At 72.0% G+C, this 25,445-nt stretch carries 30 protein-coding genes; 16 read left to right on the top strand and 14 right to left on the bottom strand.

What is annotated here, in order from left to right:
- Window position 1: 1 nt before the first annotated feature.
- Both pyrG and HP550_RS21795 read left to right on the top strand, forming a co-directional pair.
- A complete protein-coding gene (gene pyrG / locus HP550_RS21800) occupies window positions 2–1,672 on the top strand; it encodes a CTP synthase (RefSeq protein WP_175349762.1) in 1,671 nt (556 codons plus the stop codon).
- Window positions 1,672–2,265, top strand: coding sequence for an NUDIX domain-containing protein (locus HP550_RS21795; RefSeq protein WP_175349761.1), 594 nt, complete (start codon window positions 1,672–1,674; stop codon window positions 2,263–2,265). The genes pyrG and HP550_RS21795 overlap by 1 nt, the downstream gene beginning before the upstream one ends.
- Before the next feature lie 54 nt (window positions 2,266–2,319).
- Here HP550_RS21795 and HP550_RS21790 read toward each other — a convergent pair whose 3' ends face one another.
- From HP550_RS21790 to HP550_RS21770, 5 genes are all read right to left on the bottom strand, one after another.
- Entirely contained in the window at window positions 2,320–3,132 is an 813-nt protein-coding gene (locus HP550_RS21790; RefSeq protein ID WP_175349760.1) for an ABC transporter permease, read from the bottom strand.
- Window positions 3,132–4,163, bottom strand: coding sequence for an ATP-binding cassette domain-containing protein (locus HP550_RS21785; RefSeq protein ID WP_175349759.1), 1,032 nt, complete (start codon window positions 4,161–4,163; stop codon window positions 3,132–3,134). The genes HP550_RS21790 and HP550_RS21785 overlap by 1 nt, the downstream gene beginning before the upstream one ends.
- Before the next feature lie 58 nt (window positions 4,164–4,221).
- A complete protein-coding gene (locus HP550_RS21780) occupies window positions 4,222–5,148 on the bottom strand; it encodes a COX15/CtaA family protein (RefSeq protein WP_175349758.1) in 927 nt (308 codons plus the stop codon).
- Window positions 5,149–5,267: 119 nt separating this feature from the next.
- Window positions 5,268–6,017 (bottom strand): ABC transporter permease, encoded by a 750-nt coding sequence (locus tag HP550_RS21775; RefSeq protein ID WP_175349757.1) that lies wholly within the window; start codon window positions 6,015–6,017, stop codon window positions 5,268–5,270.
- Complete coding sequence (locus HP550_RS21770; RefSeq protein ID WP_175349756.1) at window positions 6,014–6,928, bottom strand: ATP-binding cassette domain-containing protein; 915 nt, start codon at window positions 6,926–6,928, stop codon at window positions 6,014–6,016. Before HP550_RS21770 ends, HP550_RS21775 begins: the two co-directional genes overlap by 4 nt.
- A 178-nt stretch (window positions 6,929–7,106) precedes the next feature.
- Here HP550_RS21770 and HP550_RS21765 point away from each other — a divergent pair, with 178 nt between their 5' ends.
- The 9 genes from HP550_RS21765 (at window position 7,107) to HP550_RS21725 (ending at window position 14,440) form a co-directional block, all read left to right on the top strand.
- Window positions 7,107–7,841, top strand: a complete 735-nt coding sequence (locus HP550_RS21765; RefSeq protein ID WP_175349755.1) for a helix-turn-helix transcriptional regulator — start codon at window positions 7,107–7,109, stop codon at window positions 7,839–7,841.
- On the top strand, window positions 7,838–9,283 hold the full coding sequence (sufB, locus tag HP550_RS21760; RefSeq protein ID WP_281362276.1) for a Fe-S cluster assembly protein SufB: 1,446 nt from the start codon (window positions 7,838–7,840) through the stop codon (window positions 9,281–9,283). Before HP550_RS21765 ends, sufB begins: the two co-directional genes overlap by 4 nt.
- Window positions 9,283–10,593 carry a Fe-S cluster assembly protein SufD gene (sufD, locus tag HP550_RS21755; protein ID WP_175349754.1) on the top strand — a complete coding sequence of 437 codons (1,311 nt, stop codon included), beginning with the start codon at window positions 9,283–9,285 and terminating at the stop codon, window positions 10,591–10,593. Before sufB ends, sufD begins: the two co-directional genes overlap by 1 nt.
- The gene (locus tag HP550_RS21750) at window positions 10,590–10,922 is read left to right on the top strand and encodes a non-heme iron oxygenase ferredoxin subunit (protein WP_175349753.1); all 333 of its coding nucleotides are present in this window, start codon (window positions 10,590–10,592) and stop codon (window positions 10,920–10,922) included. The genes sufD and HP550_RS21750 overlap by 4 nt, the downstream gene beginning before the upstream one ends.
- A 19-nt stretch (window positions 10,923–10,941) precedes the next feature.
- A complete protein-coding gene (gene sufC / locus HP550_RS21745; RefSeq protein WP_175349752.1) occupies window positions 10,942–11,706 on the top strand; it encodes a Fe-S cluster assembly ATPase SufC in 765 nt (254 codons plus the stop codon).
- Window positions 11,707–11,724: 18 nt separating this feature from the next.
- A complete protein-coding gene (locus HP550_RS21740; RefSeq protein WP_343048324.1) occupies window positions 11,725–13,035 on the top strand; it encodes a cysteine desulfurase in 1,311 nt (436 codons plus the stop codon).
- Window positions 13,032–13,511, top strand: coding sequence for a Fe-S cluster assembly sulfur transfer protein SufU (gene sufU, locus HP550_RS21735; protein ID WP_175349751.1), 480 nt, complete (start codon window positions 13,032–13,034; stop codon window positions 13,509–13,511). Before HP550_RS21740 ends, sufU begins: the two co-directional genes overlap by 4 nt.
- Entirely contained in the window at window positions 13,508–13,843 is a 336-nt protein-coding gene (locus HP550_RS21730; protein WP_175349750.1) for a metal-sulfur cluster assembly factor, read from the top strand. The genes sufU and HP550_RS21730 overlap by 4 nt, the downstream gene beginning before the upstream one ends.
- A 99-nt stretch (window positions 13,844–13,942) precedes the next feature.
- On the top strand, window positions 13,943–14,440 hold the full coding sequence (locus HP550_RS21725) for a hypothetical protein (protein WP_175349749.1): 498 nt from the start codon (window positions 13,943–13,945) through the stop codon (window positions 14,438–14,440).
- Window positions 14,441–14,444: 4 nt separating this feature from the next.
- Here the strand turns inward: HP550_RS21725 and ypfJ are convergent, their stop codons facing one another.
- Genes ypfJ through HP550_RS21705 form a run of 4 tightly spaced genes read right to left on the bottom strand, consistent with a single transcriptional unit; the run spans window position 14,445 to window position 17,401 of the window.
- Window positions 14,445–15,311 carry a KPN_02809 family neutral zinc metallopeptidase gene (ypfJ, locus tag HP550_RS21720; protein ID WP_175349748.1) on the bottom strand — a complete coding sequence of 289 codons (867 nt, stop codon included), beginning with the start codon at window positions 15,309–15,311 and terminating at the stop codon, window positions 14,445–14,447.
- A gap of 50 nt (window positions 15,312–15,361) precedes the next feature.
- Window positions 15,362–15,994 carry a CbiQ family ECF transporter T component gene (locus HP550_RS21715; protein WP_175349747.1) on the bottom strand — a complete coding sequence of 211 codons (633 nt, stop codon included), beginning with the start codon at window positions 15,992–15,994 and terminating at the stop codon, window positions 15,362–15,364.
- Window positions 15,991–16,704, bottom strand: a complete 714-nt coding sequence (locus HP550_RS21710) for an energy-coupling factor ABC transporter ATP-binding protein (RefSeq protein WP_175349746.1) — start codon at window positions 16,702–16,704, stop codon at window positions 15,991–15,993. Before HP550_RS21710 ends, HP550_RS21715 begins: the two co-directional genes overlap by 4 nt.
- 7 nt (window positions 16,705–16,711) lie before the next feature.
- Window positions 16,712–17,401 (bottom strand): biotin transporter BioY, encoded by a 690-nt coding sequence (locus HP550_RS21705; protein ID WP_175349745.1) that lies wholly within the window; start codon window positions 17,399–17,401, stop codon window positions 16,712–16,714.
- A gap of 161 nt (window positions 17,402–17,562) precedes the next feature.
- Between HP550_RS21705 and HP550_RS21700 the strand changes: the two genes are divergently transcribed.
- A complete protein-coding gene (locus tag HP550_RS21700; RefSeq protein WP_175349744.1) occupies window positions 17,563–19,161 on the top strand; it encodes an ATP-binding cassette domain-containing protein in 1,599 nt (532 codons plus the stop codon).
- On the opposite strand, the gene HP550_RS21695 is transcribed toward HP550_RS21700, so the two are convergent.
- From HP550_RS21695 to HP550_RS23175, 3 genes are read right to left on the bottom strand one after another with little or no spacing between them, the layout of a single operon-like run.
- Window positions 19,158–20,090 (bottom strand): SURF1 family cytochrome oxidase biogenesis protein, encoded by a 933-nt coding sequence (locus HP550_RS21695; RefSeq protein WP_175349743.1) that lies wholly within the window; start codon window positions 20,088–20,090, stop codon window positions 19,158–19,160. The two genes, HP550_RS21700 and HP550_RS21695, sit on opposite strands and share 4 nt — an antisense overlap.
- Window positions 20,087–20,329, bottom strand: coding sequence for a hypothetical protein (locus HP550_RS21690; RefSeq protein WP_175349742.1), 243 nt, complete (start codon window positions 20,327–20,329; stop codon window positions 20,087–20,089). The genes HP550_RS21695 and HP550_RS21690 overlap by 4 nt, the downstream gene beginning before the upstream one ends.
- Complete coding sequence (locus HP550_RS23175) at window positions 20,326–20,685, bottom strand: DUF3099 domain-containing protein (protein ID WP_343048323.1); 360 nt, start codon at window positions 20,683–20,685, stop codon at window positions 20,326–20,328. Before HP550_RS23175 ends, HP550_RS21690 begins: the two co-directional genes overlap by 4 nt.
- A 133-nt stretch (window positions 20,686–20,818) precedes the next feature.
- Between HP550_RS23175 and fabG the strand changes: the two genes are divergently transcribed.
- The 4 genes from fabG (at window position 20,819) to HP550_RS21665 (ending at window position 23,432) form a co-directional block, all read left to right on the top strand.
- Window positions 20,819–21,550: a 3-oxoacyl-ACP reductase FabG gene (fabG, locus tag HP550_RS21680; protein WP_175349740.1), complete on the top strand. Its 732-nt coding sequence runs from the start codon at window positions 20,819–20,821 to the stop codon at window positions 21,548–21,550.
- Window positions 21,551–21,591: 41 nt separating this feature from the next.
- Complete coding sequence (fabI, locus tag HP550_RS21675) at window positions 21,592–22,362, top strand: enoyl-ACP reductase FabI (protein WP_175349739.1); 771 nt, start codon at window positions 21,592–21,594, stop codon at window positions 22,360–22,362.
- Window positions 22,363–22,392: 30 nt separating this feature from the next.
- Entirely contained in the window at window positions 22,393–22,911 is a 519-nt protein-coding gene (locus tag HP550_RS21670) for a histidine phosphatase family protein (protein WP_175349738.1), read from the top strand.
- A 122-nt stretch (window positions 22,912–23,033) separates the two neighbouring features.
- Complete coding sequence (locus tag HP550_RS21665; RefSeq protein ID WP_175349737.1) at window positions 23,034–23,432, top strand: hypothetical protein; 399 nt, start codon at window positions 23,034–23,036, stop codon at window positions 23,430–23,432.
- 62 nt (window positions 23,433–23,494) lie between these two features.
- Here HP550_RS21665 and serB read toward each other — a convergent pair whose 3' ends face one another.
- Together serB and glgC are read right to left on the bottom strand one after the other, a co-directional pair.
- A complete protein-coding gene (gene serB / locus HP550_RS21660; protein ID WP_343048322.1) occupies window positions 23,495–24,139 on the bottom strand; it encodes a phosphoserine phosphatase SerB in 645 nt (214 codons plus the stop codon).
- Between the two features lie 44 nt (window positions 24,140–24,183).
- Window positions 24,184–25,425, bottom strand: a complete 1,242-nt coding sequence (glgC, locus tag HP550_RS21655) for a glucose-1-phosphate adenylyltransferase (RefSeq protein WP_175349736.1) — start codon at window positions 25,423–25,425, stop codon at window positions 24,184–24,186.
- Window positions 25,426–25,445: the final 20 nt, after the last annotated feature.

Here is a 25,445-nt window from a genome sequence, read left to right as displayed (position 1 = left end):
CGTGACAGAGCGCGCGCATCGACTCTCCGGGCGGTCGGATTCCACGACCCGGCACATCTTCGTCACCGGGGGTGTCGCCTCCTCCCTCGGTAAGGGTCTGACGGCGAGCAGCCTCGGCAGACTCCTTCGCTCCCGTGGCCTCCGCGTCACGATGCAGAAGCTCGACCCGTACCTCAACGTGGACCCGGGCACCATGAACCCGTTCCAGCACGGCGAGGTCTTCGTGACCGAGGACGGCGCCGAGACGGACCTCGACGTCGGCCACTACGAGCGGTTCCTGGACGTGGACCTCGTGGGCTCGGCCAACGTGACCACGGGCCAGGTCTACTCGCAGGTGATCGCCAAGGAGCGTCGTGGCGAGTACCTCGGCGACACGGTGCAGGTCATCCCGCACATCACCGACGAGATCAAGACGCGGATGCGCCAGCAGGCGAACTCCGACATCGACGTGATCATCACAGAGATCGGCGGCACGGTCGGCGACATCGAGTCGCTGCCGTTCCTCGAGGCGGCCCGCCAGGTGCGTCACGACCTGGGCCGCGACAACTGCTTCTTCCTGCACGTCTCGCTGGTGCCGTACATCGGGCCGTCGGGCGAGCTCAAGACCAAGCCGACCCAGCACTCCGTCGCCGCCCTGCGCAGCATCGGCATCCAGCCGGACGCGATCGTGCTGCGGGCCGACCGCGACGTCCCGGACGCCACCAAGCGCAAGATCGCGCTCATGTGCGACGTCGACATCGAGGGTGTCGTCACCGCCAAGGACGCGCCGAGCATCTACGACATCCCGCGGGTGCTGCACTCGGAGGGCCTCGACGCCTACGTCGTGCAGCGGCTGAGCCTGCCGTTCCGCGACGTCGAGTGGAAGGGCTGGGACGAGCTGCTCCACCGCGTGCACCAGCCGTCCCACCGCGTCGAGGTCGCGCTCGTCGGCAAGTACATCGACCTGCCGGACGCGTACCTGTCCGTGACCGAGGCCCTGCGCGCCGGCGGCTTCCACCACGACACCAAGGTCGTCATCCGCTGGGTCACCTCGGACGACTGCCAGACACCCGAGGGCGCCCGCCTGGCGCTCGAGGGCGTCGACGCCGTGCTGGTGCCCGGCGGCTTCGGCGTCCGGGGGATCGAGGGCAAGCTCGGCGCGCTGCGCTGGGCGCGCGAGAACCTCATCCCGACGCTCGGCATCTGCCTGGGGCTCCAGTGCATGGTCATCGAGTACTCGCGCACGGTCCTCGGGCTCGACGGCGCGTCGTCCTCCGAGTTCGACGCCGACCCCGCGCACCCGGTGATCGCCACGATGGCCGAGCAGCTGGCGATCGTCGGCGGCGACGGTGACCTGGGCGGGACCATGCGCCTGGGCGCCTACGAGGCCGTCCTGACGCCCGGGTCCGTCGTCGCGGAGGCGTACGGGGCCACGCGCGTCTCCGAGCGGCACCGGCACCGGTACGAGGTGAACAACGCGTACCGCGACAAGCTCGAGGACGCAGGCCTGGTCATCTCCGGCGTGTCGCCCGACACCTCGCTGGTCGAGTTCGTCGAGCTGCCCAAGGACGTGCACCCGTACTACGTGTCCACGCAGGCGCACCCCGAGTTCAAGTCGCGGCCCACGCGGGCGCACCCGCTGTTCTCCGGGCTCGTCGAGGCGGCCCTCGCGCAGCGCGGCGACGAGTCCTGATGCTCGCTGACGTCGAGGCGCCCCGCCCGGTCGTGTCGCACGACGTGATCCACGCGGGGCGGATCTTCGACCTGGTCGGCGACGTGGTGGACCTCGGCGAGACGCAGGTGCTTCGGGAGTACGTGGCGCACCCGGGTGCGGTCGCGGTCATCGCGCTCGACGACGACGACCGCGTGCTGCTGCTCTCGCAGTACCGGCACCCGGTGCGCTCCGAGCTGTGGGAACCGCCCGCGGGGCTGCGCGACGTCCCGGACGAGGACCTCGCCGTGGCCGCTGCACGGGAGCTCGCCGAGGAGGCCGACCTGGTGGCCGGCTCCTGGTGGCGGCTGGTGGACTTCTTCACCACGCCCGGCGGGTCGGACGAGCGGATCCGGGTGTTCCTGGCGCGCGACCTGCAGCCCGTGGCGGAGGCCGACCTGCACACGCGCACCGACGAGGAAGCGGGCATGGTGCCGGTGTGGGTCCCGCTCGACGACGCCGTCGATGCGGCGCTGTCCGGGCGCCTGCGCAGCCCCACGGCGGTCACCGGGGTGCTCGCCGCCGCGGCGGCCCGGGCACGCGGCTGGTCGACGCTGGAGGCTGTGACCGTCTGACGGTCGCTGAGCACGACGATGCCGCCCCTCGGGGCGGCATCGTCGTCTCCGGGCTCAGCGGCTGGTCGAGCGCTGGTACTGGAGGTTGGACAGCGGGACGAACACGATGATGAAGATCGCCGCCCAGATCAGCGTGTAGAGCACCGAGTTCTGGAGCGGCCACGCGTCCGGGGTCGGCACCCCCTCGGGGATGTTGCCGAACAGCTCGCGGGAGGCCTGCGTGACCGCCGACACCGGGTTCCACTCGGCGAACGTCTGGAGCGGCGCCGGCAGCGTCTCGAGCGGGACGAACGTGTTGGCGACGAACGTGAGCGGGAAGATCACGATGAACGTCGCGTTGTTGAACACCTCGACGCTGGGTACCAGCATCCCCAGCCACGCCATGATCCACGAGATCGAGTACGAGAAGATCAGCAGCAGCAGGAAGCCGAGCGCCGCCTCGCCGAACGAGCTGTGGATGCCCCAGCCCACCAGCAGGCCCGTCAGAGACATGACGATGAGCACCAGGATGTTGTTGGCGACGTCCGAGATGGTGCGGCCGGTCAGCACGGCGGAGGGCGCCATCGGCAGGGACCGGAACCGGTCGATGATCCCCTTCTTGATGTCCTCCGCCAGGCCGGCGCCCGTGATGGTGGCACCGAAGATGACGGTCTGGGCGAAGATCCCCGCCATGAGGAACTCGCGGTAGGCGTCGGCGTCGGCACCGCCGGGGACGTCGATCGCGCCGCCGAACACGTAGGCGAACAGCAGCACGAACATGATCGGGGAGAGCGTGGTGAAGACCAGCAGGTCGGGGACGCGCTTGATCTTGATGATGTTGCGCTTGGCGACGACGTAGCTGTCCGAGAACACGGTGGGCGCAGCCATCAGGCACCTCCGCTGACGGACTGTGGGGCGGCGGCGTGACGACCCGGAGCCGGGGGCGGGTCGGGCTCGCTCGCTCGGGCCTCCGGTTCCTCCTCGCTGGCGTGCCCGGTCAAGGACAGGAACACGTCGTCCAGCGTGGGCCGTCGCAGGCCCACGTCGTCGATGCCGATGTGTGCGTCGTCGAGGACGCGCAGCGCCTCGGTGAGGACCTGCGCGCCCCCGCTGATCGGCATGAGCAGCGTGCGGCGGCCCTCGTCGAGTGCGGCCTTGCCCACGCCGAGGGGTTCGAGCAGGTCCCGGGCGGCCAGCAGTGTGTCGGGGTCGCGGACCGTGAGCTCGAGGCGCTCGCCGCCCACCTGGGTCTTCAGCTGGTCGGCGGTGCCCTGCGCGATGATCTTGCCGTGGTCGATGACCACGATGTCGTCGGCCAGCAGGTCGGCCTCCTCCAGGTACTGCGTGGTGAGCAGCAGGGTGGTGCCACCGGCCACGAGGTTCTGGATCACCTCCCACATCTCGGTGCGGCCACGCGGGTCCAGCCCGGTGGTCGGCTCGTCGAGGAAGATGATCGGCGGGTCCGCGACGAGCGCGCCGGCGAGGTCGAGCCGGCGGCGCATGCCGCCCGAGTAGGTCTTGGACGGTCGGTCTGCCGCGTCCTCGAGCCGGAACGCCGCGAGCAGCTCCCGCGCCCGCTCCCGGGAGCGTTTGGCGCCCAGGTGGTACAGCCGGCCGATCATGTCGAGGTTCTCGAAGCCGGTGAGGTACTCGTCGACGGCGGCGTACTGGCCGGACAGGCCGATGCGTCGCCGCACGTCCCGCGGCTTGGTCAGGACGTCCACGCCGGCCACGGTGGCCGAGCCCGCGTCGGGCCGCAGGAGCGTGGTGAGGATGCGGACGATGGTCGTCTTGCCGGCCCCGTTGGGACCGAGCAGGCCCAGCACGGAGCCGGTGGGCACGGCCAGATCGACCCCGTCGAGGGCCGTGACGGTCTTGTATCGCTTGACGAGTCCCTGAGCGGTGATCGCGTCTGCCATGGTTCGAGGCTAGGAGAGACCACCGACACGAGAACAGCAGATACCGGGACGAAGCACGTCAGGCACCCCGCGTGCGCAGGCTCCCGACGAAGAACGTGACCGCAGCCGCGAGCAGTGCCGCGCCGAGCATGTGCAGGTTGACCAGCGCGATCGGCAGGCCGGTGAACAGCTGGACGTAGCCGATGGCGCCCTGGCCGAGCGTGACGGCGAGGACCACCAGACCCGTGGTCCACGGCCGCCCCCGGACCCCGCGGCGGCGCAGCAGGACCAGGACGACCACGAGCACCGCGACGAACGCCCAGACGGAGGCCGCGTGCAGCTTGGCCATGAGCCACGGGTCGACGCCGAAGCGGTATCCGACCTCGTCGTCGCCGGAGTGCGGGCCGGCGCCGGTGACGACCACGCCGAGCACGAGGACCACGGTGGTGAGCGCGACGAGGGCGCGCACGGCGAGCGTCGTGGTGCGGTCCACGAGCCGGACGGCCGGACCGTCGCCCTCGCTGGTCCGCACGACCAGCCACGCCGAGAACGCGACGAGCGCCATCGAGATGAGCAGGTGGCTGCCGACGATCGCGGGGTGCAGGTCCACCAGCACGGTGATCCCGCCGATGACGGCCTGGATCAGCACGCCGACGACGGGGACCAGCCCGAGGCGGCGGTAGGACCACGGCCGGCGCCGGTCGAGGACCACGAGGACCGCGACCACGGCGGCGACGGCCACGAGCAGCACGCTGACGGTCCGGTTGCCGAACTCGACGTACGGGTGGAACGACGTCGCACTGTGGAGCTGGGGGGTGAACTGGCCGGGCTCGCACTGGGGCCACGTGGAGCACCCGAGGCCGGAGGACGTCAGCCGCACCGCACCGCCGGTGACGATGATGACGATCTGCCCGACGAGGTTGGCGACCACGGCGGTCCAGGTCCACCGGTCGCGGAACCGGTCCAGGGTCGACTGGCGGGTGTCGAGGGCAGGGGACGAGCTCACGACGACCAGCCTACGGTCCGGCCACCACGCACCGGACCGGCCCGTGGGCGAGGCGCGTCACAGCGCTCGGCGCACGGAACCGCGCTCTGTGCCGACGGTCAGTGCCAGCGGAACGGTGCTCAGTGCCAGCGGAACAGCCGGCTCGCACCCCAGCCCAGGGCGGCGGTCCAGCCGACGAGGACCACGACCGACCAAGCGGGTAGGGCGCCGTGCATCAGCGTCTCGCGCATGGCCTCGCCGAGGGCGCCCGACGGCAGCAGCAGGGCGATGTGGGCCATCGGGCCGGGCAGCTGCTCGGCGGGGATGACGACCCCGCCGGCGACCGCGAGGACGAGCAGCAGCAGGTTGGCGAGCGCGAGGACGGCCTCGGCACGCAGCGTCCCCGCGACGAGCAGGGCGAGCGCGGTGAAGGCGGCGGTGCCCAGGACGATCGCCACGAGGGCCAGGACGAGGCCCGCGGGGTCGGGGCGCCAGCCGAGCAGGAGCGCGACCGCGCCGATCACGACCACCTGCACGAGCTCGACCACGAGGACGCCCAGCACCTTGCCCGCGAGCAGCCCGCCGCGCCCGAGCGGGGTGGTGGACAGCAGCCGCAGGACGCCGTTCCGGCGGTCGAAGGAGGAGGCGATGGCCTGCGAGGTGAACGACGACGTCATCACCGCGAGCGCCAGGATGCCGGGCGTGAGGAAGTCGATCCGGCTGGCGCCGCCGGTGTCCAGGTCGATCGCGGTGACCCTCGACAGACCGGCGAGCACCAGGACGGGCACGATGAGCGTGACGAGCAGCTGCTCGCCGTTGCGCAGGATGGCGCGCGCCTCGAACGCGGTCTGCGCGAGGACGCGCTGGGTCGTCGGGGCTGCCGTGCTCATCGCAGGTTCCGTCCGGTCAGGTCGAGGAAGACGTCCTCGAGGGTGCGACGCCCGACGGTCAACCGGGTGGCCAGCGCCCCGTGCGCGGCGAGCCAGGCCGTCACCGCCGCGACCGCCTCGGGGTCGACGGCCCCGGTGACCGTGTACGAGCCGTCGCGCGGCTCGGTGACGTCGAAGTCCGTCCCCAGCGCGTCGCGCAGGGCGAGGCCGGGGGTGGTCTCGAGCCGCAGGGTGCGGTCGTCGGCGGACGAGACGAGCGACGGCACCGAGCCCTCGGCGATCACGCGGCCGTGGTCGACCACGACGACATGGTCGGCGAGGTCCTCGGCCTCGTCCATGAGGTGCGTCGTGAGGACGACGGCGACGCCCTCGTCGCGCAGCTCGCGCACCAGGTCCCAGACGGCGTGCCGGGTCTGCGGGTCCATGCCCGCGCTCGGCTCGTCGAGGAACACGACCTCGGGCCGGCCGACGATCGCCGCGGCGAGCGCGAGCCGCTGGCGCTGGCCCCCGGAGAGCCGCCGGACCGTGGTCCGCGCGAACGAGCCGAGCCCGAGGCGCTCGGTCAGCTCGCCCACGTCCCGCGGGTCGGCGTACATCCGGGAGACGTGCGCGAGCATCTCGTGCGCCTTCACGCCGGTCGGCAGCCCGCCGTCCTGGAGCATGACCCCCACCCGCGGGCGCAGGTCCCGGGCGTCGGCGAGCGGGTCGAGCCCGAGGACGCGCACCGAGCCGCCGTCGGGCTCCCGCAGACCTTCGCAGCACTCGACCGTCGTGGTCTTGCCGGCGCCGTTGGGCCCGAGGACCGCGGTCACCTGTCCGCGGTGGGCGACGAGGTCGAGCCCGTCGACGACGGCGCGGCCGCCGTAGCGCTTGACGAGCCCGGAGATCTCGAGCGCGGGGGAGTCGGGCACGAGAGGGAAGTCTAGGGCGCTCGCCGGACGGTGCCGGTGTGAGGGACGCGACCCTGAGCGAAGGCTCACCTTGCTTGCGGGGATGGATATTCGCAACAAGGATGTTGCCAATATCGCGGCCCCTTCTCTCAGACATCCGTGCGCGGCCGCTCGTACCGAAGACCCGACGGAGGTGTGCATGAACGCGACGCTGCGTGCAGTCGACCACCCCACCGCGGACACCGCCACGGACTTCGACGCCGGCACCCGCCAGCGCGTGCTCCAGATCATCGCCGCGGCCGGTCCGGTGTCCGCCGCCGAGCTCGCCGCGCAGCTCGACCTCGCGCCCGCCGGCATCCGTCGCCACCTCGGTGTCCTCGAGGCCACGGACCAGATCACGGTGCACGACGGAGCCAACGGGCCGAAGGGTCGCGGTCGCCCGGCGCGCCGGTACGTCGTGACCAGCCACGGGCAGTCCGCGCTCTCGCACCGGTACTCCGAGCTCGCCGCGCAGGCGCTCCGCTTCCTCGCCGAGACCGCCGGCCCGCAGGCCGTCCAGGGCTTCGCCGAGCAGCGCGTCCGCGAGCTCGAGGAGCGGCACGCCGTCGCCGTCGACGCCGCCGGACCGGACGTCGCCGCCCGCGTCCGCGCGCTGGCGGACGGCCTCGCCGCGGACGGGTATGCCGCCTCCGCGCGACCCGCCCCCGGGGGAGCCGCCATGCAGCTGTGCCAGGGGCACTGCCCCGTCCAGGACGTCGCGCACCAGTTCCCGCAGCTGTGCGAGGCCGAGGCGCGGGCGTTCTCCCGGCTCCTCGGCGTGCACGTGCAGCGCCTCTCGACGCTGGCCGGCGGCGGCCACGTCTGCACCACGAACATCCCGATCTCCACCGCCCCTGCCCACCCCGTGCTCTCCGTGGAAGGACATTCAGCATGAGTGCACAGACCGACAGCACTGCGGCAACCCCGCAGATGACCCAGGACGAGGCCATCGCCTCCATCGGGAACTACAACTACGGCTGGCACGATGCCGACGCAGCCGGGGCGGTCGCCACCCGTGGCCTGTCCGAGGCCAAGGTCCGCGAGATCTCCGCGCTCAAGAACGAGCCCGAGTGGATGCTCAAGACGCGCCTGAAGTCGCTGCGCCTGTTCGACAAGAAGCCCATGCCCTGGTGGGGCTCGGACCTGTCGGGCATCGACTTCGACAACATCAAGTACTTCGTGCGGTCGACGGAGAAGCAGGCCACCAGCTGGGAGGACCTGCCCGACGACATCAAGAACACGTACGACCGGCTGGGCATCCCGGAGGCCGAGAAGCAGCGCCTCGTCGCCGGCGTCGCCGCGCAGTACGAGTCCGAGGTGGTCTACCACCAGATCCAGGAGTCGCTCGAGGAGCAGGGCGTCATCTTCCTCGACACCGACACTGCTCTGAAGGAGCACCCGGAGATCTTCGAGCAGTACTTCGGCTCGGTCATCCCGCCCGGGGACAACAAGTTCGCGTCGCTCAACACCGCCGTGTGGTCGGGTGGCTCGTTCGTCTACGTGCCGCCGGGCGTGCACGTCGAGATCCCGCTCCAGGCCTACTTCCGGATCAACACCGAGAACATGGGCCAGTTCGAGCGGACGCTGATCATCGCCGACGAGGGCTCGTACGTGCACTACGTCGAGGGCTGCACGGCACCGGTGTACTCGAGCGACTCGCTGCACTCCGCGGTCGTCGAGATCATCGTCAAGAAGAACGCGCGCGTCCGGTACACGACCATCCAGAACTGGTCGAACAACGTGTACAACCTGGTCACCAAGCGGGCGACCGCGGCCGAGGGCGCCACCATGGAGTGGGTCGACGGCAACATCGGCTCCAAGGTGACCATGAAGTACCCGGCCATCTACCTGCTGGGCGAGCACGCGCGCGGCGAGACGCTGTCGATCGCGTTCGCCGGTGCGGGCCAGCACCAGGACGCCGGCGCCAAGATGGTGCACGCCGCGCCGTACACTTCCAGCTCGATCGTCTCCAAGTCGGTCGCGCGCGGCGGCGGTCGCACGTCCTACCGCGGGCTGGTCCAGGTGCTCGAGGGTGCCCACCACTCCGCGTCGAACGTGCTCTGCGACGCGCTGCTGGTCGACCAGATCTCCCGCTCGGACACGTACCCGTACGTGGACGTCCGCGAGGACGACGTGTCGATGGGCCACGAGGCGACCGTGTCGCGCGTGAGCGAGGACCAGCTGTTCTACCTGATGTCCCGAGGCATGCCCGAGACCGAGGCCATGGCCATGATCGTGCGCGGGTTCGTCGAGCCCATCGCCCGTGAGCTGCCCATGGAGTACGCCCTCGAGCTGAACCGCCTCATCGAGCTCCAGATGGAAGGGGCCGTCGGCTGATGACGACCACCACAGACCTCTCGACGGACCACTCCCGGGCCACGGCTGACGGCAGCCACAGCCACGGGGTCGGGCCGCTTCCCGAGGCCTCCCGGGCGTCCCGCCCCACCTCGTTCGACGTCGCCGACTTCCCGGTGCCGAACGGACGCGAGGAGGAGTGGCGCTTCGCGCCGGTCGCCCGGCTGGCACCGCTGTTCGCGGCGGCGACCGACGGCGTGCTCGACGGCCACGGCGTGCTCACGACCGTGGTCGAGGCGCCCGAGGTGCGGGTCGAGATCGTCGAGCGCGACGACGCCCGCCTCGGCAAGGCCGGCAAGCCCGGCGACCGCACCGCGGCCGTCGCGTGGGCCTCGTTCCCGCGCGCCACGATCGTCACGATCCCCAAGGAGGCCGTCGCCTCCGAGGTGACGTCGATCCGGATCGAGGGCGTCGAGGGTGCCGGCACGCACGAGGCCGCGCTCGAGCCGAGCGCCACGCACCTGCTCGTGCACGCCGAGCCGCTGTCGCAGGCGGTCGTCGTCATCGACCACGTCGGGCACGCCGCGCTCACGGAGACGGTCGAGATCGTCGCCGACGAGGGCGCGCACCTGACCGTCGTCACGGTGCACGACTGGGCCGAGGGCTCGGTGCACGCCTCCTCGCACCGGCTGCGCATCGGCCGCGACGCGACGGTCAAGCACATCGCGGTGACGCTCGGCGGCGACGTCGTGCGGATCACGCCCGACGCCGAGTTCGTCGGCGAGGGCGCGAACGTGAAGATGGTCGGCCTGTACTTCGCCGACGCCGGCCAGCACCAGGAGCAGCGCCTGTTCGTCGACCACGCGGTGCCTAACTGCATCTCGCGCGTCACGTACAAGGGCGCGCTCCAGGGCGAGGGTGCGCACACGGTGTGGGTCGGTGACGTGCTCATCCGGGCCGCCGCCGAGGGCACCGACACGTACGAGCTCAACCGCAACCTCGTCCTGTCCGACGGCGCCCGCGCCGACTCGGTGCCCAACCTCGAGATCGAGACCGGTCTCATCGAGGGTGCCGGGCACGCCAGTGCGACCGGCCGGTTCGACGACGAGCAGCTCTTCTACCTGCGCGCCCGCGGCATCCCGGAGTCCGACGCGCGCCGGCTCGTGGTGCGCGGCTTCTTCGCGGAGCTCATCCACGAGATCGGCGTCCCGTCGATCGAGGAGCGCCTCATCGGGGCGATCGAGCGCGAGCTCGAGAAGTCGATGAGTGTGCTCGACGCGCTGTCAGAAGACACGACGGCCATCACTCACGTCGAGGGTTCCGAGGTGTCCCTCACGACGGAGCGTGCATGAGCGCCCAGCTGGCCTGCTACGACGAGGACGTGCCCGTCGAGGGCACGCTCCGCGTCGAGCTGGAGGCTGAGCACGGCACGGTCGAGGTCGCGCTCGTGCGCGACTCCGCCGGAGAGCTCCACGCCATCAGCGACATCTGCTCGCACGGCGCCGTCTCCCTGTCGGACGGGGAGGTGGAGGACTGCACGATCGAGTGCTGGCTCCACGGCTCCCGCTTCGACCTGCGCACCGGCAAGCCCACCGGGCCGCCCGCCGTGCGCTCCGTCCCCGTCTACCCCGTGACCGTCGACGGCCAGCGCGTGCTGGTCGACGTCGACGCCCCGCTCTAAGAAGTCTGGAAGGAACAGCATGTCCACCCTGGAGATCCGCGACCTGCACGTCAGCGTCGAGACGAAGGAGGGCGCCAAGCAGATCCTGCGCGGCGTCGACCTGACCGTCGCCAGCGGCGAGACCCACGCCATCATGGGTCCGAACGGCTCCGGCAAGTCGACGCTGGCGTACTCGCTGGCCGGCCACCCGAAGTATCACGTCACCAGCGGCACCGTGACGCTGGACGGCGAGGACGTCCTCGCGCTGTCCGTCGACGCCCGCGCCCGCGCCGGGCTGTTCCTGGCCATGCAGTACCCGGTCGAGGTCCCCGGGGTCAGCGTGTCCAACTTCCTGCGCACCGCCAAGACCGCGATCGACGGCCAGGCTCCGCCGCTGCGCACCTGGGTCAAGGACGTCCGCAAGGCCATGGACGACCTGCGCATGGACCCGACGTTCGCGGAGCGGTCCGTCAACGAGGGCTTCTCGGGCGGCGAGAAGAAGCGCCACGAGATCCTGCAGATGGAGCTGCTCAAGCCGAAGTTCGCGATCCTCGACGAGACCGACTCGGGCCTCGACGTCGACGCGCTGCGCGTCGTGTCCGAGGGCGTGAACCGCGTCAAGGAGAACCCGGACGTCGGCGTCCTGCTGATCACGCACTACACGCGGATCCTGCGCTACATCACGCCGGACTTCGTGCACGTGTTCGTGGACGGCAAGGTCGCCGAGGAGGGCGGGCCTGAACTGGCCGACCGCCTCGAGAACGAGGGCTACGACCGCTTCCTGTCGAGCACTGCGGCCGTCTGAGGACCTCGGAGACCCACCGTGACCAGCATCCTCGACGGCGCCGCCCGGACGCTCGACGCGTCCGAGCTGGCCGCCGTGCGCGCGGACTTCCCGCTGCTCGCACGGACCCTGCGCGGCGGGCGGCCGCTGGTCTACCTCGACTCCGGGGCCACCTCGCAGAAGCCCGAGGTCGTCCTCGACGCCGAGCAGGACTTCTACGGGCAGCGGAACGCCGCGGTGCACCGTGGCGCGCACCAGCTCGCCGAGGAGGCCACCGAGGCGTTCGAGGACGCGCGTGACCGTGTGGCGTCGTTCGTCGGTGTCTCGCCCGGGTCCCTGGTGTGGACGTCGAACGCGACCGCAGGGATCAACCTCGTCGCGTACGCGATGTCGAACGCGTCGCTCGGCCGCGGGGGAGCGGCCGCCCGGCAGTTCGCCCTCGGCCCGGGCGACGAGATCGTGGTCACCGCTGCGGAGCACCACGCGAACCTGGTGCCGTGGCAGGAGCTCGCGCTGCGCACCGGGGCGACCCTGCGGTGGCTCGGGGTCGACGACGACGGGCGGATCCGCGTCGACGAGCTGGACACCGTGGTGACCGAGCGCACCAAGGTGCTGGCGTTCACGCACGCCTCGAACGTGACGGGTGCGATCACGCCGGTCGAGCCGTTCGTGGCCCGCGCCCGCGCGGTGGGTGCTCTGACCGTGCTGGACGCCTGCCAGTCGGTCCCGCACCTGCCGGTGGACCTGACAGCCCTGGGCGTCGACTTCGCGGCGTTCTCGGGGCACAAGATGCTCGGACCGACGGGTGTCGGCGCGCTCTACGGGCGGCGCGAGCTGCTCGAGGCCATGCCCCCGGTGACCACCGGCGGGTCGATGGTCGAGGTCGTCACCATGGAGTCGACGACGTACGCCCCCCCGCCGCAGCGGTTCGAGGCCGGCACGCAGATGGTCGCCCAGACTGTCGGGATGGGCGCCGCAGCCTCCTACCTGGCCGAGCTGGGCATGGACGCCGTGGCCGCGCACGAGGCGCACCTGGCGCGGCTGCTGCTCGACGCCGTCGCCTCGGTGCCTGGCGTGCGGGTCATCGGCCCCACGGACACCCGCGACCGCCTGGCCACCGTCTCGTTCGTCGTCGACGGCGTGCACGCGCACGACGTCGGCCAGGTGCTCGACGACGCCGGCGTGGCCGTGCGCGTGGGCCACCACTGTGCGCAGCCCCTGCACCGGCGGTTCGGCGTAGCGTCGACGTCACGCGCCAGCGCCGCGGTCTACACGACGAACGAGGAGATCGAGGTCTTCCGGGAAGCACTGACGGGGGTCCGGGCGTTCTTCGGTCTGGAGGTGTCATGAGCACGGGATCGATGGAGCAGCTGTACCAGCAGGTCATCCTCGACCACGCCAAGTTCCCGCACGGCAAGGGACTGGGCGCGGCTGCCGACCTGCACTTGCACACGGGCGAGTCGCACCAGGTGAACCCGACGTGCGGCGACGAGGTCACCCTGCAGGTGGACCTCGACGACACGGGTGTCGTCCGCGACGTCCGCTGGGACGGTCAGGGGTGCAGCATCTCTCAGGCCTCGGTCTCGGTGCTGCACGACCTGGTCGTCGGCAACGACCTCGCCACGGTGGACCAGCTCGGCGGCACGTTCCGCGCGCTCATGCAGACGCGCGGCAACGGGCTGGACGACGAGGCCGAGGACGCCCTCGGCGACGCGACCGCCTTCACGGGCGTCGCCAAGTACCCCGCGCGGATCAAGTGCGCCCTGCTCGGCTGGGCGGCGCTGACCGACGCACTCATCAAGACCGGCGCACGGGAGAACTCATGAGCACGGACACGCCCACGCCCGCCCCCATCACCGTGGCCGACATCGAGGAGGCCATGCGCGACGTCATCGACCCCGAGCTGGGCATCAACGTGGTCGACCTCGGGCTGGTCTACGGGCTGACCATCGACCAGACCAACACCGCCGTCATCGACATGACGCTCACGTCGGCGGCCTGCCCGCTGACCGACGTCATCGAGGACCAGTCGGCGCAGGCGCTCGAGGGCCTGGTCGACGGCTTCCGCATCAACTGGGTGTGGATGCCGCCGTGGGGTCCCGAGAAGATCACGCCCGACGGCCGCGAGCAGATGCGTGCCCTCGGGTTCAACATCTGAGGTCGCCGTCTCCGGAGCCCCGGTCAGCCCTGTGCCGACCGGGGCTTCTGCGTGCAGGAACAGCGGTCGGCGGGGAGCTCGATGGAGCATCCTGAGGGTATGAGAGCACTCGAGGGCAACGTCGCCACCGCCCCGATCACGTTCCGACTGCGCGCCGATGCCGTGGTCGTCAGCGCGGTGGCGGCTGCGACGGGGGTCGCGGTGCTCGCCATCGCGCGGTCGATCGGGAGCGTCGGCTGGATGCTCGCCGACGTGCCGGGCGCCGCCAACAACGTGCTGCGAGAGGCCGCGTTGGCGTCGTTCGGCGCGGGGTTCGTGATCGTTGCCGTCGTCGGGGCGGCGGCTCGGCGGCACGGGGTGAAGCGCAGGGCGGGCGTCGTCGCGGTGCTCCTGAGCGTGGCCGCGCTGTTCCTGGCCGTGGTGGGGGCAGGCAGGTTCGCCGCCCACTCCGCCGCGGCGGTGCTCCGGCCGGTGCTCGTCGACGCCGCAGCGCTGAACACATCGGGGGGCTCGAACGGTGTCGCGATGCTGGCCGTCGCCCTGAGCATGGCTGGGGCAGCGCTCGTCGCGCTGCGCGTGGGGCGCACACGCCCCTGAGACCTCAGAGCTGGTCGGTGGCGAACGTGTCGCAGGCGGCGAGCGTGCCCTGCTCGTAGCCGGTGGTGAACCAGCGCTCCCGCTGCTCGCTCGACCCGTGGGTCCACGAGTCCGGGTTCACGCCACCGCCGGACTGCTCCTGGATGTTGTCGTCACCGACCGCCTCCGCCGCGCCCAGGGCGTTCTGGAGCTGCGCCGTCGTGATCGGCTCGAGGTAGGTGACGCCGGTGTCCGGGTCCACGGTCGTCGCCGCGTTCCCGGCCCACATGCCGGCGTAGCAGTCCGCCTGCAGCTCGACGCGGACGGAGTCGGACTCGGCGCCCGCGCCCTGACGGTCGGCCTGGTCCATCACGCCGGTGATCTGCTGGATGTGGTGGCCGTACTCGTGCGCGATGACGTACTGCTCGGCCAGGGGACCGTCCTCGGCACCGAGCTGGGCCAGCTGGTCGAAGAACGAGACGTCCACGTAGATCGTGGCGTCCGGCGGGCAGTAGAACGGCCCGGTGGAGCTCGACGCGTTGCCGCAGCCGGTGCTGACGGCGGCGTTGAACGACACCGCCTCGGGGATGCTGAACTGGCCGCCGGCGGCCGGGATGGTCGCGCCCCAGAACGTGTCGAGCGAGTCGAGCGTGGCGCTGTACAGGCACTCCCGGTCGGTGTTCGCCTGCTCGGCCGTGCAGGCCCCGACGGTCTCTCCGGTCTCGGGCGTGGGCTGCTGGGCGCCGCCGGTGACCCCCGACAGGTCCACCCCCGTGAAGAGGTAGACGACGAGCGCGAGGATGCCGATCGCACCGCCGCCCGCCGCGACCTTGCCGCCGCCGCCCTTGCGGACACGGCCGCCACCGAAGCTGCCACCCTCCTGGAACGTCACGCAGGCAACCTAGCGGGGCGCGGGTCCGTCCGCCCGTCGAGAGCGGGTGATCAGCGCTCGTCGAGACCCCGGGCGGCGAGCGCGTCGCCGGTTGCGCGGGCGTGGGCGACCATCCGGACCGCGGCGGGCACGAGGAGCGCGCGCGGCTCGCGCTCCAGCCCTCGGGCGCGTGCGGCGTCGCGCGTCTCCAGCGACATCCGCGCCAGCACGGGGATGGTCCGCAGGAAGAGGCCGACGGCGAGCGCGAACGTCTCGGGGCGCAGACCGACGTGCCGGAGCGGGCGCGCGAGGCGGGCGAGCACGTCCAGGAGCGTGTCCGCGCGCGTGGTGGCCGTGACGACCGCCGCCAGCAGCACGAGGGCCACCAGGTCGAGGGCGACCTCCACGGCGGTGGCCCAGCCGCGCGTCCACCACTGGTAGGCGCCGACGAGCACGGCCGTGAGGAGCGCCGGCACGAGTCCCCGGGTGGTGCGGTGCCACGGGACGCGTCCCACCAGCTGAGCGAGCAGGGCGACGGCCAGGAAGACCAGCGCCGAGACCGGCCCGCGGACGGCGACGACGGCGACCGCGACGAGTGCCAGGAACGCGAGCTTGACCCCCGCCGGCGCGCGGTGGATGACGCTGGTGCCGGGGTGGTAGAGCCCGAGCGGTCCGGCCCACGGAGGGCGGATCGGCCCGCTCACGTCGGCACCTGCATCAGGGCCCGGTACGACGCGACGCCGTCGGCCGGGTCCCCGTCGAACACCACGGCACCGTCGTCGATCACCAGGACGCGCTGCGCCCGGAGCGCGGCGTCGAGGTCGTGGGTCACCGTGATCACCTGCTGGTCCAGATCGTCCAGCAGGCGGTCGACCACGCCGCGCCACCGCAGGTCGAGCAGCGTCGTCGGCTCGTCGCACACCAGCACCGCGGGCTCCGTCGCTAGGACGGAGGCCAGGGCGAGCAGCTGGCGCTGACCCCCGGACAGGGCGTGCACGGGGACCTCGGCGCGGTCGGCCAGACCGAGGCGCGCGAGCGCGGCACGGGCGGCGACGTCGCGTTCCGTCGAGGTCAGCGGCAGCCGGCGCAGCGACAGGGCGACGTCCTCGACCGGCGTCGGCATGACGAGCTGCGCGTCGGGGTCGGTGAACATGAACCCGACCCTGCGGCGCACCGCCGCCCCGTCCCTTGCCGTGTCCAGGTCGTCCACGCGCACGGTGCCGGACGACGGCAGGACCAGCCCGTTGAGCAGCCGGGCCAGGGTGGACTTGCCCGAGCCGTTCGCCCCGACGATCGCGATGCGGCGCTCGGCGAGCTCCAGGGTCACCGGCCCGAGCAGCCGCACGACCCGGTCGGCACCGCCGTCCGGATCCGGGCTGTAGGCCGTGACGAGGACGTCGTCGAGCGCGATCATCGGCAGGTCAGCGGCGCGAGCGCAGCATGTCGGGGAACGCCTTGAAGATCGCGACGGCCACCGCGGCGGCGGCGAGGTTCTTGATCACGTCACCGGGCCAGTACACGACGTCGATCGCCAGGGCCTCGCGGAACGTGACCCCGAGCCGCGCCATGAGACCGACGATCCCGGCGGGGTGGATGACGACGAAGCTGGTGGCCAGCCCCGCGACGAACAGCAGCGGGTAGCGCCACGCGGAGGCGGCATGCCGGACGCCGTCGCCGAACCGACGAGCCAGACGGTCGGCGAACGAGGACGCCATCAGCCGGTCCGCCAGCCGCAGAGCCAGCCCGCCGAACACGCCGGCCACGACGGCAGCGAGCGGGAACGAGAGAAGGTAGCCGACCGACGGCTTGCTCAGCACGACGAGCCCGCCGGTGCCCTCGGCGAAGATCGGCAGGCCGGCCAGCCCGAGGGCCAGGTACAGCAGGGCCGCCAGGCCGCCGCGGCGCCCCCCGAGGACCAGGCCGGCGAGGATCACCCCGAACGTCTGGAGGGTGAGGGGAACACCGGACGGGGTCGGGATGCCGGGCAGGATCGCGCACACCGCGATGAACGCCGCGAAGGTGGCCACGAGGGCGACGTCGGTGCTCACCGAGGCGCGCGCGACGGGGGCGGGCAGTGCGGCGGCGGTCTCATTTTCAGGTGCGCTGGTCATGGCTACCCCTCGATAGTCGTGGCGAGTGCGGTGCGATCCCGCTGGTTCGGGGGTGCTTCCTCGGACCCTTGCGACCGGACGCCACGCTAGCCGGTCGTAGACTTGCTGGCGTTTGTGCCCGCGGCCAACGCCAGCGCGGCGAACTCGGAGGAAACCGTCAAGTGATCACTGCCCAGGCTGTCGAGCTGCGCATCGGCGCACGCGTGCTGCTCGAGGAGTCGTCGTTCCGCATCGCGGCCGGCGACCGGATCGGTCTGGTCGGACGCAACGGCGCCGGCAAGACCACTCTCACCAAGACGCTGGCGGGGGAGACCCAGCCCACCGGCGGCCAGATCGTGCGCTCCGGGGAGGTCGGCTACCTCCCGCAGGATCCCCGCACGGGGGACCTGGACGCGCTCGCGATGGACCGCGTGCTCTCCGCGCGCGGTCTGGACGAGATCGTCCGCGCGATGCGCGTGACCGAGGGCGCGATGGCCAGCACCGACGACGACGTGCGGGACAAGGCGATGGAGCGCTACACGCGGCTCGACGCCCGGTTCAACGCCGCTGGCGGGTACGCCGCCGAGAGCGAGGCACACCGCATCGCGTCGAACCTCGGGCTCGACGAGCGCGTGCTCGGCCAGACGATCGGCACGCTCTCCGGTGGTCAGCGCCGTCGCGTCGAGCTCGCCCGGATCCTGTTCTCCGGCGTCGACACGCTGCTGCTCGACGAGCCGACCAACCACCTCGACGCCGACTCGATCCTGTGGCTGCGCGACTACCTGCGCACGTACTCGGGCGGGTTCGTCGTCATCTCCCACGACGCCGACCTGCTGCGCGCCACGGTCAACAAGGTGTTCCACCTGGACGCCAACCGCTCCCAGCTCGACCAGTACGCGCTCGGCTGGGACGCGTACCTGCAGCAGCGCGAGACCGACGAGAAGCGCCGCCGCCGTGAGCGCGCCAACGCCGAGAAGAAGGCCTCCGCCCTGATGGCGCAGGCCGACAAGATGCGCGCGAAGGCCACCAAGACGGTCGCCGCGCAGAACATGGCCCGCCGCGCCGAGCGCCTGCTGTCGGGGCTCGAAGAGGTGCGCGCATCGGACAAGGTCGCGCGGCTGCGGTTCCCCGAGCCGGCGTCCTGCGGCAAGACCCCGCTCACCGCGTCGGGCCTGTCCAAGACCTACGGGTCGCAGGAGGTCTTCACGGACGTCGACCTGGCCATCGACCGCGGGAGCAAGGTCGTCGTGCTGGGCCTCAACGGCGCCGGCAAGACCACCCTGTTGCGCATCCTGGGCGGGATCGAGAAGTCCGACACCGGCGAGGTCCGGCCCGGGCACGGTCTCAAGCTCGGCTACTACGCCCAGGAGCACGAGACGCTCGACCTGGAGCGCACGGTCGTCGAGAACCTCAAGTCCGCCGCGCCCGACCTCACCGAGACACAGGTGCGGTCCGTGCTCGGGTCGTTCCTGTTCTCGGGCGACGACGCCGACAAGCCCGCCCGTGTGCTGTCCGGCGGCGAGAAGACCCGCCTCGCGCTCGCGGCCCTGGTGGTCTCCAGCGCCAACGTGCTGCTCCTCGACGAGCCGACGAACAACCTCGACCCTGCGTCCCGCGAGGAGATCCTGGCGGCCCTGCGCGGCTACGCGGGCGCGGTCGTCCTGGTGTCGCACGACGAGGGCGCCGTCGCGGCGCTCGACCCGGAGCGGGTGCTGCTGCTGCCCGACGGCGACGAGGACCTGTGGAACCCGGCGTACCTGGACCTGATCGCGCTGGCTTAGCGGTCGTCCCGGCCGGGCTGCGCCAGCTGGGCGTCGATCAGCGCGTCCTCGGCATCCTCGTCGCGACCTCCGCGGCGGTGCGGCACGTCGGGGGCTGTCGGGGAGCGACGCTGCCGCGGCGCGTCCCGGGTGGGCCACAGCTCGACGCCCGACACGGTGACCGGCAGGGGTGCCTGCGCCGGCGGATCGCCGGCCGCCGCTGCCCGCTCGTCCTGGAGCTCGCGCCGGGCGCCCAGGCAGAACGCGACGAGGCCACCCAGCGCGAACGTCCACCACTGGAACGCGTACGACAGGTGCGAGCCCGGGTCCGTGCTCGGCGCCGGCAGCCGCCCGGGGACCGGTGAGATCGACGGGTCCTCGGCGGTCATGGCGACGTACGCGTCGTACGACTCGCCCTCGACGCCCCCGGCCGCGAGCACCTGGTCGACGGCGATCGCCTGCACCTGGCCCGCGGGAGCGGTCCGGTCGGACGCGGGCTCGTCGTGCCGCAGCCGCGCGGTGAGCGTGATCGTCCCCTCGGGCGGCGCGGGCGGGGTCACATCGACGCTCCCGTCCGCCCCCGGCTCCACCCAGCCGCGGTCGACGACCAGCACGGTGCCGGCGTCCTCCACGACGAACGGCACGAGCACGTGGTAGGCCGCCGCACCGTCGACGGGGCGGTTGCGCAGCAGGACGGTCCCGCTCGGCTCGTAGTGCCCGACCACCGTCACGCGCCGCCACACGTCCGCGTCAGTTAGTGGCGTGCCGGGGGAGTCGAGCACCGCGGACATCGGGACCGGCTCGGCCGACCAGTTGGTCTCCACCACGGCGATCGCCCCGTCGCGCCACACGTGCCGGTTCCACTGCCACCGGCCGAGGAACGAGCACGCGACCGCGAGCACGATGCCGACCAGGACCAGCCCCGTCGCGCGGCGGGCCGCGGGGCTCATGACCGAGGAGCGGACTCGAGCTCCGCCACGGGGACGACGCCCTGGAGGAAGCCGCGCACGTCGAGGAACGAGCCGAGGTGCTCCCGGTGGTCGTCGCACGCGAGCCAGACCTTGCGGCGCTCGGGGGTGTGCAGCTTCGGGTTGTTCCAGAGCAGGCCCCACGTCGCGTCGGCCCGGCAGCCGCGGCTGCTGCAGATCAGGTCGTCGACGGCGTCGGGGACGGGGCCGAAGAGGCTCATGCGCGACCGTCCGGGTCCTGCGACGGGCCGAGCCCGCGCGGGGCGCCAGAGCCGGGGCCGATCTCACGCGCAGCCATGAACGACCCGTCCGAGTCACGGCGCTCGCGGCCGGCGTTGGCGAACAGCACCGCGGAGTAGGGCAGCACGACGGCAGCGATGATCAGGAGCAGCGAGGCCCACATCGGGATCCGGCCCCAGGTGAGCACGGCGCCGGCGAAGCACAGGATGCGGACGCCCATCTGGAGCAGGTACCGCTTCTGCCGGCGAGCCAGGTCGTCCGTGAGCGGCTCGGGGGCGGTGGTGATGCTGTGGACCTCCTCCGAGGGGAGGTCCGGTCGCCGACGGCTGCTGCTCACTACCTGATCGTAGTCCGGTGAGCCTGTGGCGGCGCTGAGGAGGAGTGTTGTGTAGGTCCCACAACGCGGCGCGACGAACGTGGGCGCGGACCCTGCCGCGAGGCGCGCGAGACGTCGGATAGCGTCGTGTCCCGTGCCTGAGACTTCCGACCACACAGCCACCTCCCGCAGCGTCCTCGTCACAGGGGCGAACCGTGGCATCGGCCGCTCGATCGCCGAGCGGTTCGTCGCCAACGGCGACAAGGTCGCCACGATCTACCGGTCGGGTGACCTGCCGCACGGCGTCCTCGGCGTGGTCGGCGACGTGCGGGACACCGCGAGCGTCGACGCGGCGTTCGCCGAGATCGAGGCGGCCCACGGACCCGTCGAGGTGCTCGTGGCCAACGCCGGCGTCACGCGCGACCAGCTGCTGATGCGGATGACCGACGAGGAGTTCTCCGAGGTCATCGACGTCAACCTCACCGGCGCCTTCCGCTGCGCCCGCCGTGCCAGCAAGGGCATGATCCGGCTGCGCCGGGGCCGCATCATCTTCATCTCCTCTGTGGTCGGCCTCTACGGGTCGGCCGGCCAGGTGAACTACGCGGCCTCCAAGTCGGCGCTCGTCGGAATGGCCCGCTCGATCACGCGCGAGCTCGGCGGGCGGGCGATCACCGCGAACGTCGTCGCCCCTGGCTTCATCGACACCGACATGACGCGCGCGCTGCCCGAGGACAAGCAGAAGGCGTACCGCGACTCCATCCCGCTCGGCCGGTTCGCCCTGCCCGACGAGGTGGCGGGCGTCGTCGAGTTCGTCGCCTCCGACGCGGCCGGCTACATCTCCGGGGCGGTCATCCCCGTCGACGGCGGCCTGGGCATGGGCCACTGACCTCACTCCCGAAGCACGGCGACACACAGAACGGAACGCACATGGGTCTGCTCGACGGCAAGAAGCTCCTGGTCACCGGGGTCCTCACGGACGGGTCGATCGCCTTCCACGTGGCGCGCCTGGCGCAGCAGGAGGGCGCGGAGGTGCTGCTCACCTCGTTCGGCCGCCAGTTCCGGCTCACGCAGGCGATCTCGCGGCGGCTCCCGAGGGAGGCGCAGGTCCTCCAGCTCGACGTCACCGACACCGACGACCTCGCTGCGCTCGCGGACCGCGTCCGGGAGGCGGGCTTCGACTCGCTGGACGGCGTGGTGCACTCGATCGGGTTCGCGCCGCAGTCCGTGATGGGCGGCAACTTCCTCGCCGGCGAGTGGGACGACGTCGCGACGGCCCTCCAGGTCAGCGCCTACTCGCTCAAGTCCCTCGCGGTCGCCACGCAGCCGCTGCTCAGCTCGGGCGGTGCGATCGTCGGCCTCACGTTCGACGCCCGCTACGCGTGGCCGGTGTACGACTGGATGGGTGTCGCCAAGGCGGCGTTCGAGTCGACCTCGCGCTACCTGGCCCGCGACCTCGGCCCGCACGGCATCCGGGTGAACCTGGTCTCCGCCGGGCCGATCCGCACCACGGCCGCCAAGTCGATCCCCGGCTTCGAGGCGATGGAGGGCGGCTGGCCCGAGCGCGCGCCGCTGGGCTGGGACGCGTTCGACCCGGAGCCGACGGCACGTGCAGTCGCCGCGCTGCTCTCCGACTGGTTCCCGGCGACCACCGGCGAGATCGTGCACGTCGACGGCGGCTACCACGCGATGGGCCTGTGACGATCCCGTCGCGGATGGCACTCTGAGCGAGTGACGTCCGACTCCGGCACCCGGCGACTGCTGCTCCTGCGGCATGCCAAGGCCGAGCACCCGGACCTCATCGCGGACATCCAGCGCCCGTTGTCGCTGCACGGTCGGCGCCAGTCGACGCACGTCGGTGAGGGCCTGGCGGCGGACGACCTGGTGCCGGACCTCGTGCTCTGCTCCGCGAGCGTGCGGACGCGGCAGACGTGGGACCTGGCGCGCGCGTCGCTCGGGGCCGACCCCGACGTGCGGTTCCTCGACGAGCTCTACTACGCCGGCTCGCGCGCGCTGATCGACCTGGTCCGCGCGGTCCCCGCTGACGTCCGCACGCTCCTCGTCGTCGGCCACGAGCCCACGATGTCGCAGTCGGCGGTCGCGCTCGCCGGTCCCGACTCGGACCCGGCCACCCTGGCCCGCGTGCGCGTGGGGGTGCCGACCGCGAGCTGGTCCCTGCTCGAGGTCGACGGCTGGGACGCGCTCGGCAGCGGGTCGGCGACGCTGCGCAGGCTCGTGCTGCCCGGCTGAGGTCGGTACAGCCGGCACGCAGGCGAGCTCGTCCGACGGATCACCTGGCCGTCGCTGCGCAGGGCCGAGTCCTCAAGGCCGGCGTGCCGCCTGCCGTTGCTGTAGGCAAGGAGGCGAGCCACATGACCGATACGCAGCAGGTCCGCACCGCCACGCACGCCAGCGCGACCGCCGAGCAGCTCCGCGCGCGTCGGCACGAGCACGTGGCTCGAGCCCGGGCCGCCCATCTGATGCTCGCGGCCCGCCGGGCCCGCCACGGTGCCGACGCCGCAGCCGTCGCGTCAGCGGCCGCTCCCGACGACGAGCGGCTGATGCGGCAGGCACAGGCACTGGAGGTGACCGCCGACCACGTCGAGGTGGCCGCGACAGCCGCCCGCCGCGAGTGGGCGCTGGCGTCGTTGGCAGCGGACGACAGGCTGCGACTCTTCGCCGAAGCCGACCTGGAGCGCGACGTTCCGACGCAACGAACCGATCCCCACGGCGCCTCCCTCGGCGCCGGGCAGCAGGCTCGCCAGCCCTGACCAGGTACCGGGCGGGTCGTCGTCGAGCAGCCGCGCCAGGTCGAGACCCGGCACGAACGCGGTCACGGCGCGAAGACGGGCAGGTCGAGGACGGCGTCCAGCCGGTCGCGCACGACGGCGTCGGCGGCCGCGCACAGCAGAGGCTTCGCGTTGTAGGCGATCCCGAACCCCGCGGCGACCACCATGTCGAGGTCGTTGGCGCCGTCTCCGATGGCGATCGTGCGCTCCATCGGGATGCCGACCGAGGCCGCGTACTCACGCAGGGTGCGTGCCTTCGCTGCCCGGTCCACGACCGCTCCGCTCACCCGGCCGGTGAGCCGGCCGCCGACCACCTCGAGGGCGTTCGCCCGAGTCAGCGTGATGCCGAACGACGCGGCGAGGGGGCGGACGATCTCGATGAACCCGCCGGAGACCAGGCCCACGGGCCACCCGCGGGCAGCCAGCTCGGCCACCAGCTCCGCGGCGCCGGGCGACGGCTCCACCTCGGCGAGCACGTCGGCCAGCACGGACTCCGGCAGGCCGGCGAGCGTCGCGACGCGCTCGTGCAGGGACTCGGCGAAGTCGATCTCGCCGCGCATGGCGCGCTCGGTGATCTCGGTGACGAGCTCCTCCGAGCCCGCCCGGGCAGCGAGCATCTCGACGACCTCGCCGGTGATGAACGTCGAGTCGACGTCCATCACGACGAGGCGGGGCGGCTGCGGGCTCACGGGACCGCAGGGTAGCGGCGCGCGCCCACGGGTGCGCCCCCTGCTCAGTCCGTGATGACCGAGCCCTTGGGGACGACCGTGATGCCGGACTCCGTGACGGTGAAGCCGCGTGCGCGGTCGTGGTCGTGGTCGAGCCCGATGCGGACGCGCTCCGGCACGGTGACGTTCTTGTCGATGATGGCCCGGTGCACCTGGGCGTAGCGGCTCACGTGCACGTCGTCCATCAGCACCGAGTCGGTGACCTGCGCCCACGAGTGCAGCCGGACGCCCGGCGAGAGCACCGACCCCGACACCGTCGCGCCGGAGATCAGCACGCCCGGCGAGACGACCGAGTCGACGGCGTGGCCCAGCCTGCCCGCTCCGGCGTGGACGAACTTGGCGGGAGCCATGCTCATGTACCCGCTGTACAGCGGCCACTCGTCGTTGTAGAGGTTGAACACCGGCTCGATCGAGATGAGGTCGATGTTCGCCTCGTAGAACGCGTCGATCGTCCCGACGTCGCGCCAGTAGTCGCGGTCGCGCGGGGTCGAGCCGGGGACGTCGTTGCGCAGGAAGTCGTAGACGCCGGCGGTGCCGCGCTCGACGAAGTACGGCGCGATGTCCCCGCCCATGTCGTGGCGTGAGTTCACGTTCTCGGCGTCGGCGGTCACGGCCGCGACCAGCGCGTCCGCGTTGGCCACGTAGTTGCCCATCGACGCGAGGATCTCGCCGGGGGAGTCCGACAAGCCCACGGGGTCGGTCGGCTTCTCGAGGAACGCCTTGATGCGCGTCGGGTCCGTCGGGTCCACCTCGATGACGCCGAACTGGTCGGCCTCCTCGATCGGCTGCCGGATCGCGGCGACGGTGAACTCGGCGCCCGAGGCGATGTGGGCGTCCACCATCTGGGAGAAGTCCATGCGGTACACGTGGTCGGCTCCGACGACGACCACGATGTCGGGGCGCTCGTCCTCGATGATGTTGAGGCACTGGTAGATGGCGTCGGCGCTGCCGAGGTACCAGTGCTTGCCGACGCGCTGCTGCGCCGGGACCGCCGCCACGTAGTTGCCCAGCAGCGCGGACATCCGCCACGTCTTGGACACGTGTCGGTCCAGGCTGTGGGACTTGTACTGGGTCAGCACGATGACGTGCAGGTACCGGGAGTTGATGACGTTCGACAGGGCGAAGTCGATGAGCCGGTACAGGCCCCCGAAGGGCACCGCCGGCTTGGCGCGATGGGCGGTGAGGGGCATCAAGCGTTTGCCCTCCCCACCAGCGAGGACGATAGCGAGGACGCGCGGCGCTGCCATGGGCACGACCCTAGGCCCAC

The organism is Cellulomonas humilata (assembly GCF_013359775.1).
GTDB classification, from domain to species: Bacteria; Actinomycetota; Actinomycetes; order Actinomycetales; family Cellulomonadaceae; genus Cellulomonas; species Cellulomonas humilata.
The sequence above is the reverse complement of the archived record's forward strand: the minus strand, read 5'-3'. Positions and strand labels throughout refer to the sequence as shown.

Coding starts and splice junctions, on each gene's coding strand:
- sufC (WP_175349752.1), top strand. CDS start 10,942: ATGTCCACCCTGGAGATCCGCGACCTGCACGTCAGCGTCGAGACGAAG.
- HP550_RS21775 (WP_175349757.1), bottom strand. CDS start 6,017: ATGAGCACGGCAGCCCCGACGACCCAGCGCGTCCTCGCGCAGACCGCG.
- sufB (WP_281362276.1), top strand. CDS start 7,838: ATGAGTGCACAGACCGACAGCACTGCGGCAACCCCGCAGATGACCCAG.
- HP550_RS21705 (WP_175349745.1), bottom strand. CDS start 17,401: ATGACCAGCGCACCTGAAAATGAGACCGCCGCCGCACTGCCCGCCCCC.
- sufD (WP_175349754.1), top strand. CDS start 9,283: ATGACGACCACCACAGACCTCTCGACGGACCACTCCCGGGCCACGGCT.
- HP550_RS21665 (WP_175349737.1), top strand. CDS start 23,034: ATGACCGATACGCAGCAGGTCCGCACCGCCACGCACGCCAGCGCGACC.
- HP550_RS21690 (WP_175349742.1), bottom strand. CDS start 20,329: ATGAGCCTCTTCGGCCCCGTCCCCGACGCCGTCGACGACCTGATCTGC.
- HP550_RS21785 (WP_175349759.1), bottom strand. CDS start 4,163: ATGGCAGACGCGATCACCGCTCAGGGACTCGTCAAGCGATACAAGACC.
- HP550_RS21730 (WP_175349750.1), top strand. CDS start 13,508: ATGAGCACGGACACGCCCACGCCCGCCCCCATCACCGTGGCCGACATC.
- glgC (WP_175349736.1), bottom strand. CDS start 25,425: ATGGCAGCGCCGCGCGTCCTCGCTATCGTCCTCGCTGGTGGGGAGGGC.
- HP550_RS21765 (WP_175349755.1), top strand. CDS start 7,107: ATGAACGCGACGCTGCGTGCAGTCGACCACCCCACCGCGGACACCGCC.
- sufU (WP_175349751.1), top strand. CDS start 13,032: ATGAGCACGGGATCGATGGAGCAGCTGTACCAGCAGGTCATCCTCGAC.
- HP550_RS21710 (WP_175349746.1), bottom strand. CDS start 16,704: ATGATCGCGCTCGACGACGTCCTCGTCACGGCCTACAGCCCGGATCCG.
- HP550_RS21790 (WP_175349760.1), bottom strand. CDS start 3,132: ATGGCTGCGCCCACCGTGTTCTCGGACAGCTACGTCGTCGCCAAGCGC.
- HP550_RS21750 (WP_175349753.1), top strand. CDS start 10,590: ATGAGCGCCCAGCTGGCCTGCTACGACGAGGACGTGCCCGTCGAGGGC.
- HP550_RS21725 (WP_175349749.1), top strand. CDS start 13,943: ATGAGAGCACTCGAGGGCAACGTCGCCACCGCCCCGATCACGTTCCGA.
- HP550_RS21695 (WP_175349743.1), bottom strand. CDS start 20,090: ATGAGCCCCGCGGCCCGCCGCGCGACGGGGCTGGTCCTGGTCGGCATC.
- HP550_RS21795 (WP_175349761.1), top strand. CDS start 1,672: ATGCTCGCTGACGTCGAGGCGCCCCGCCCGGTCGTGTCGCACGACGTG.
- fabI (WP_175349739.1), top strand. CDS start 21,592: ATGGGTCTGCTCGACGGCAAGAAGCTCCTGGTCACCGGGGTCCTCACG.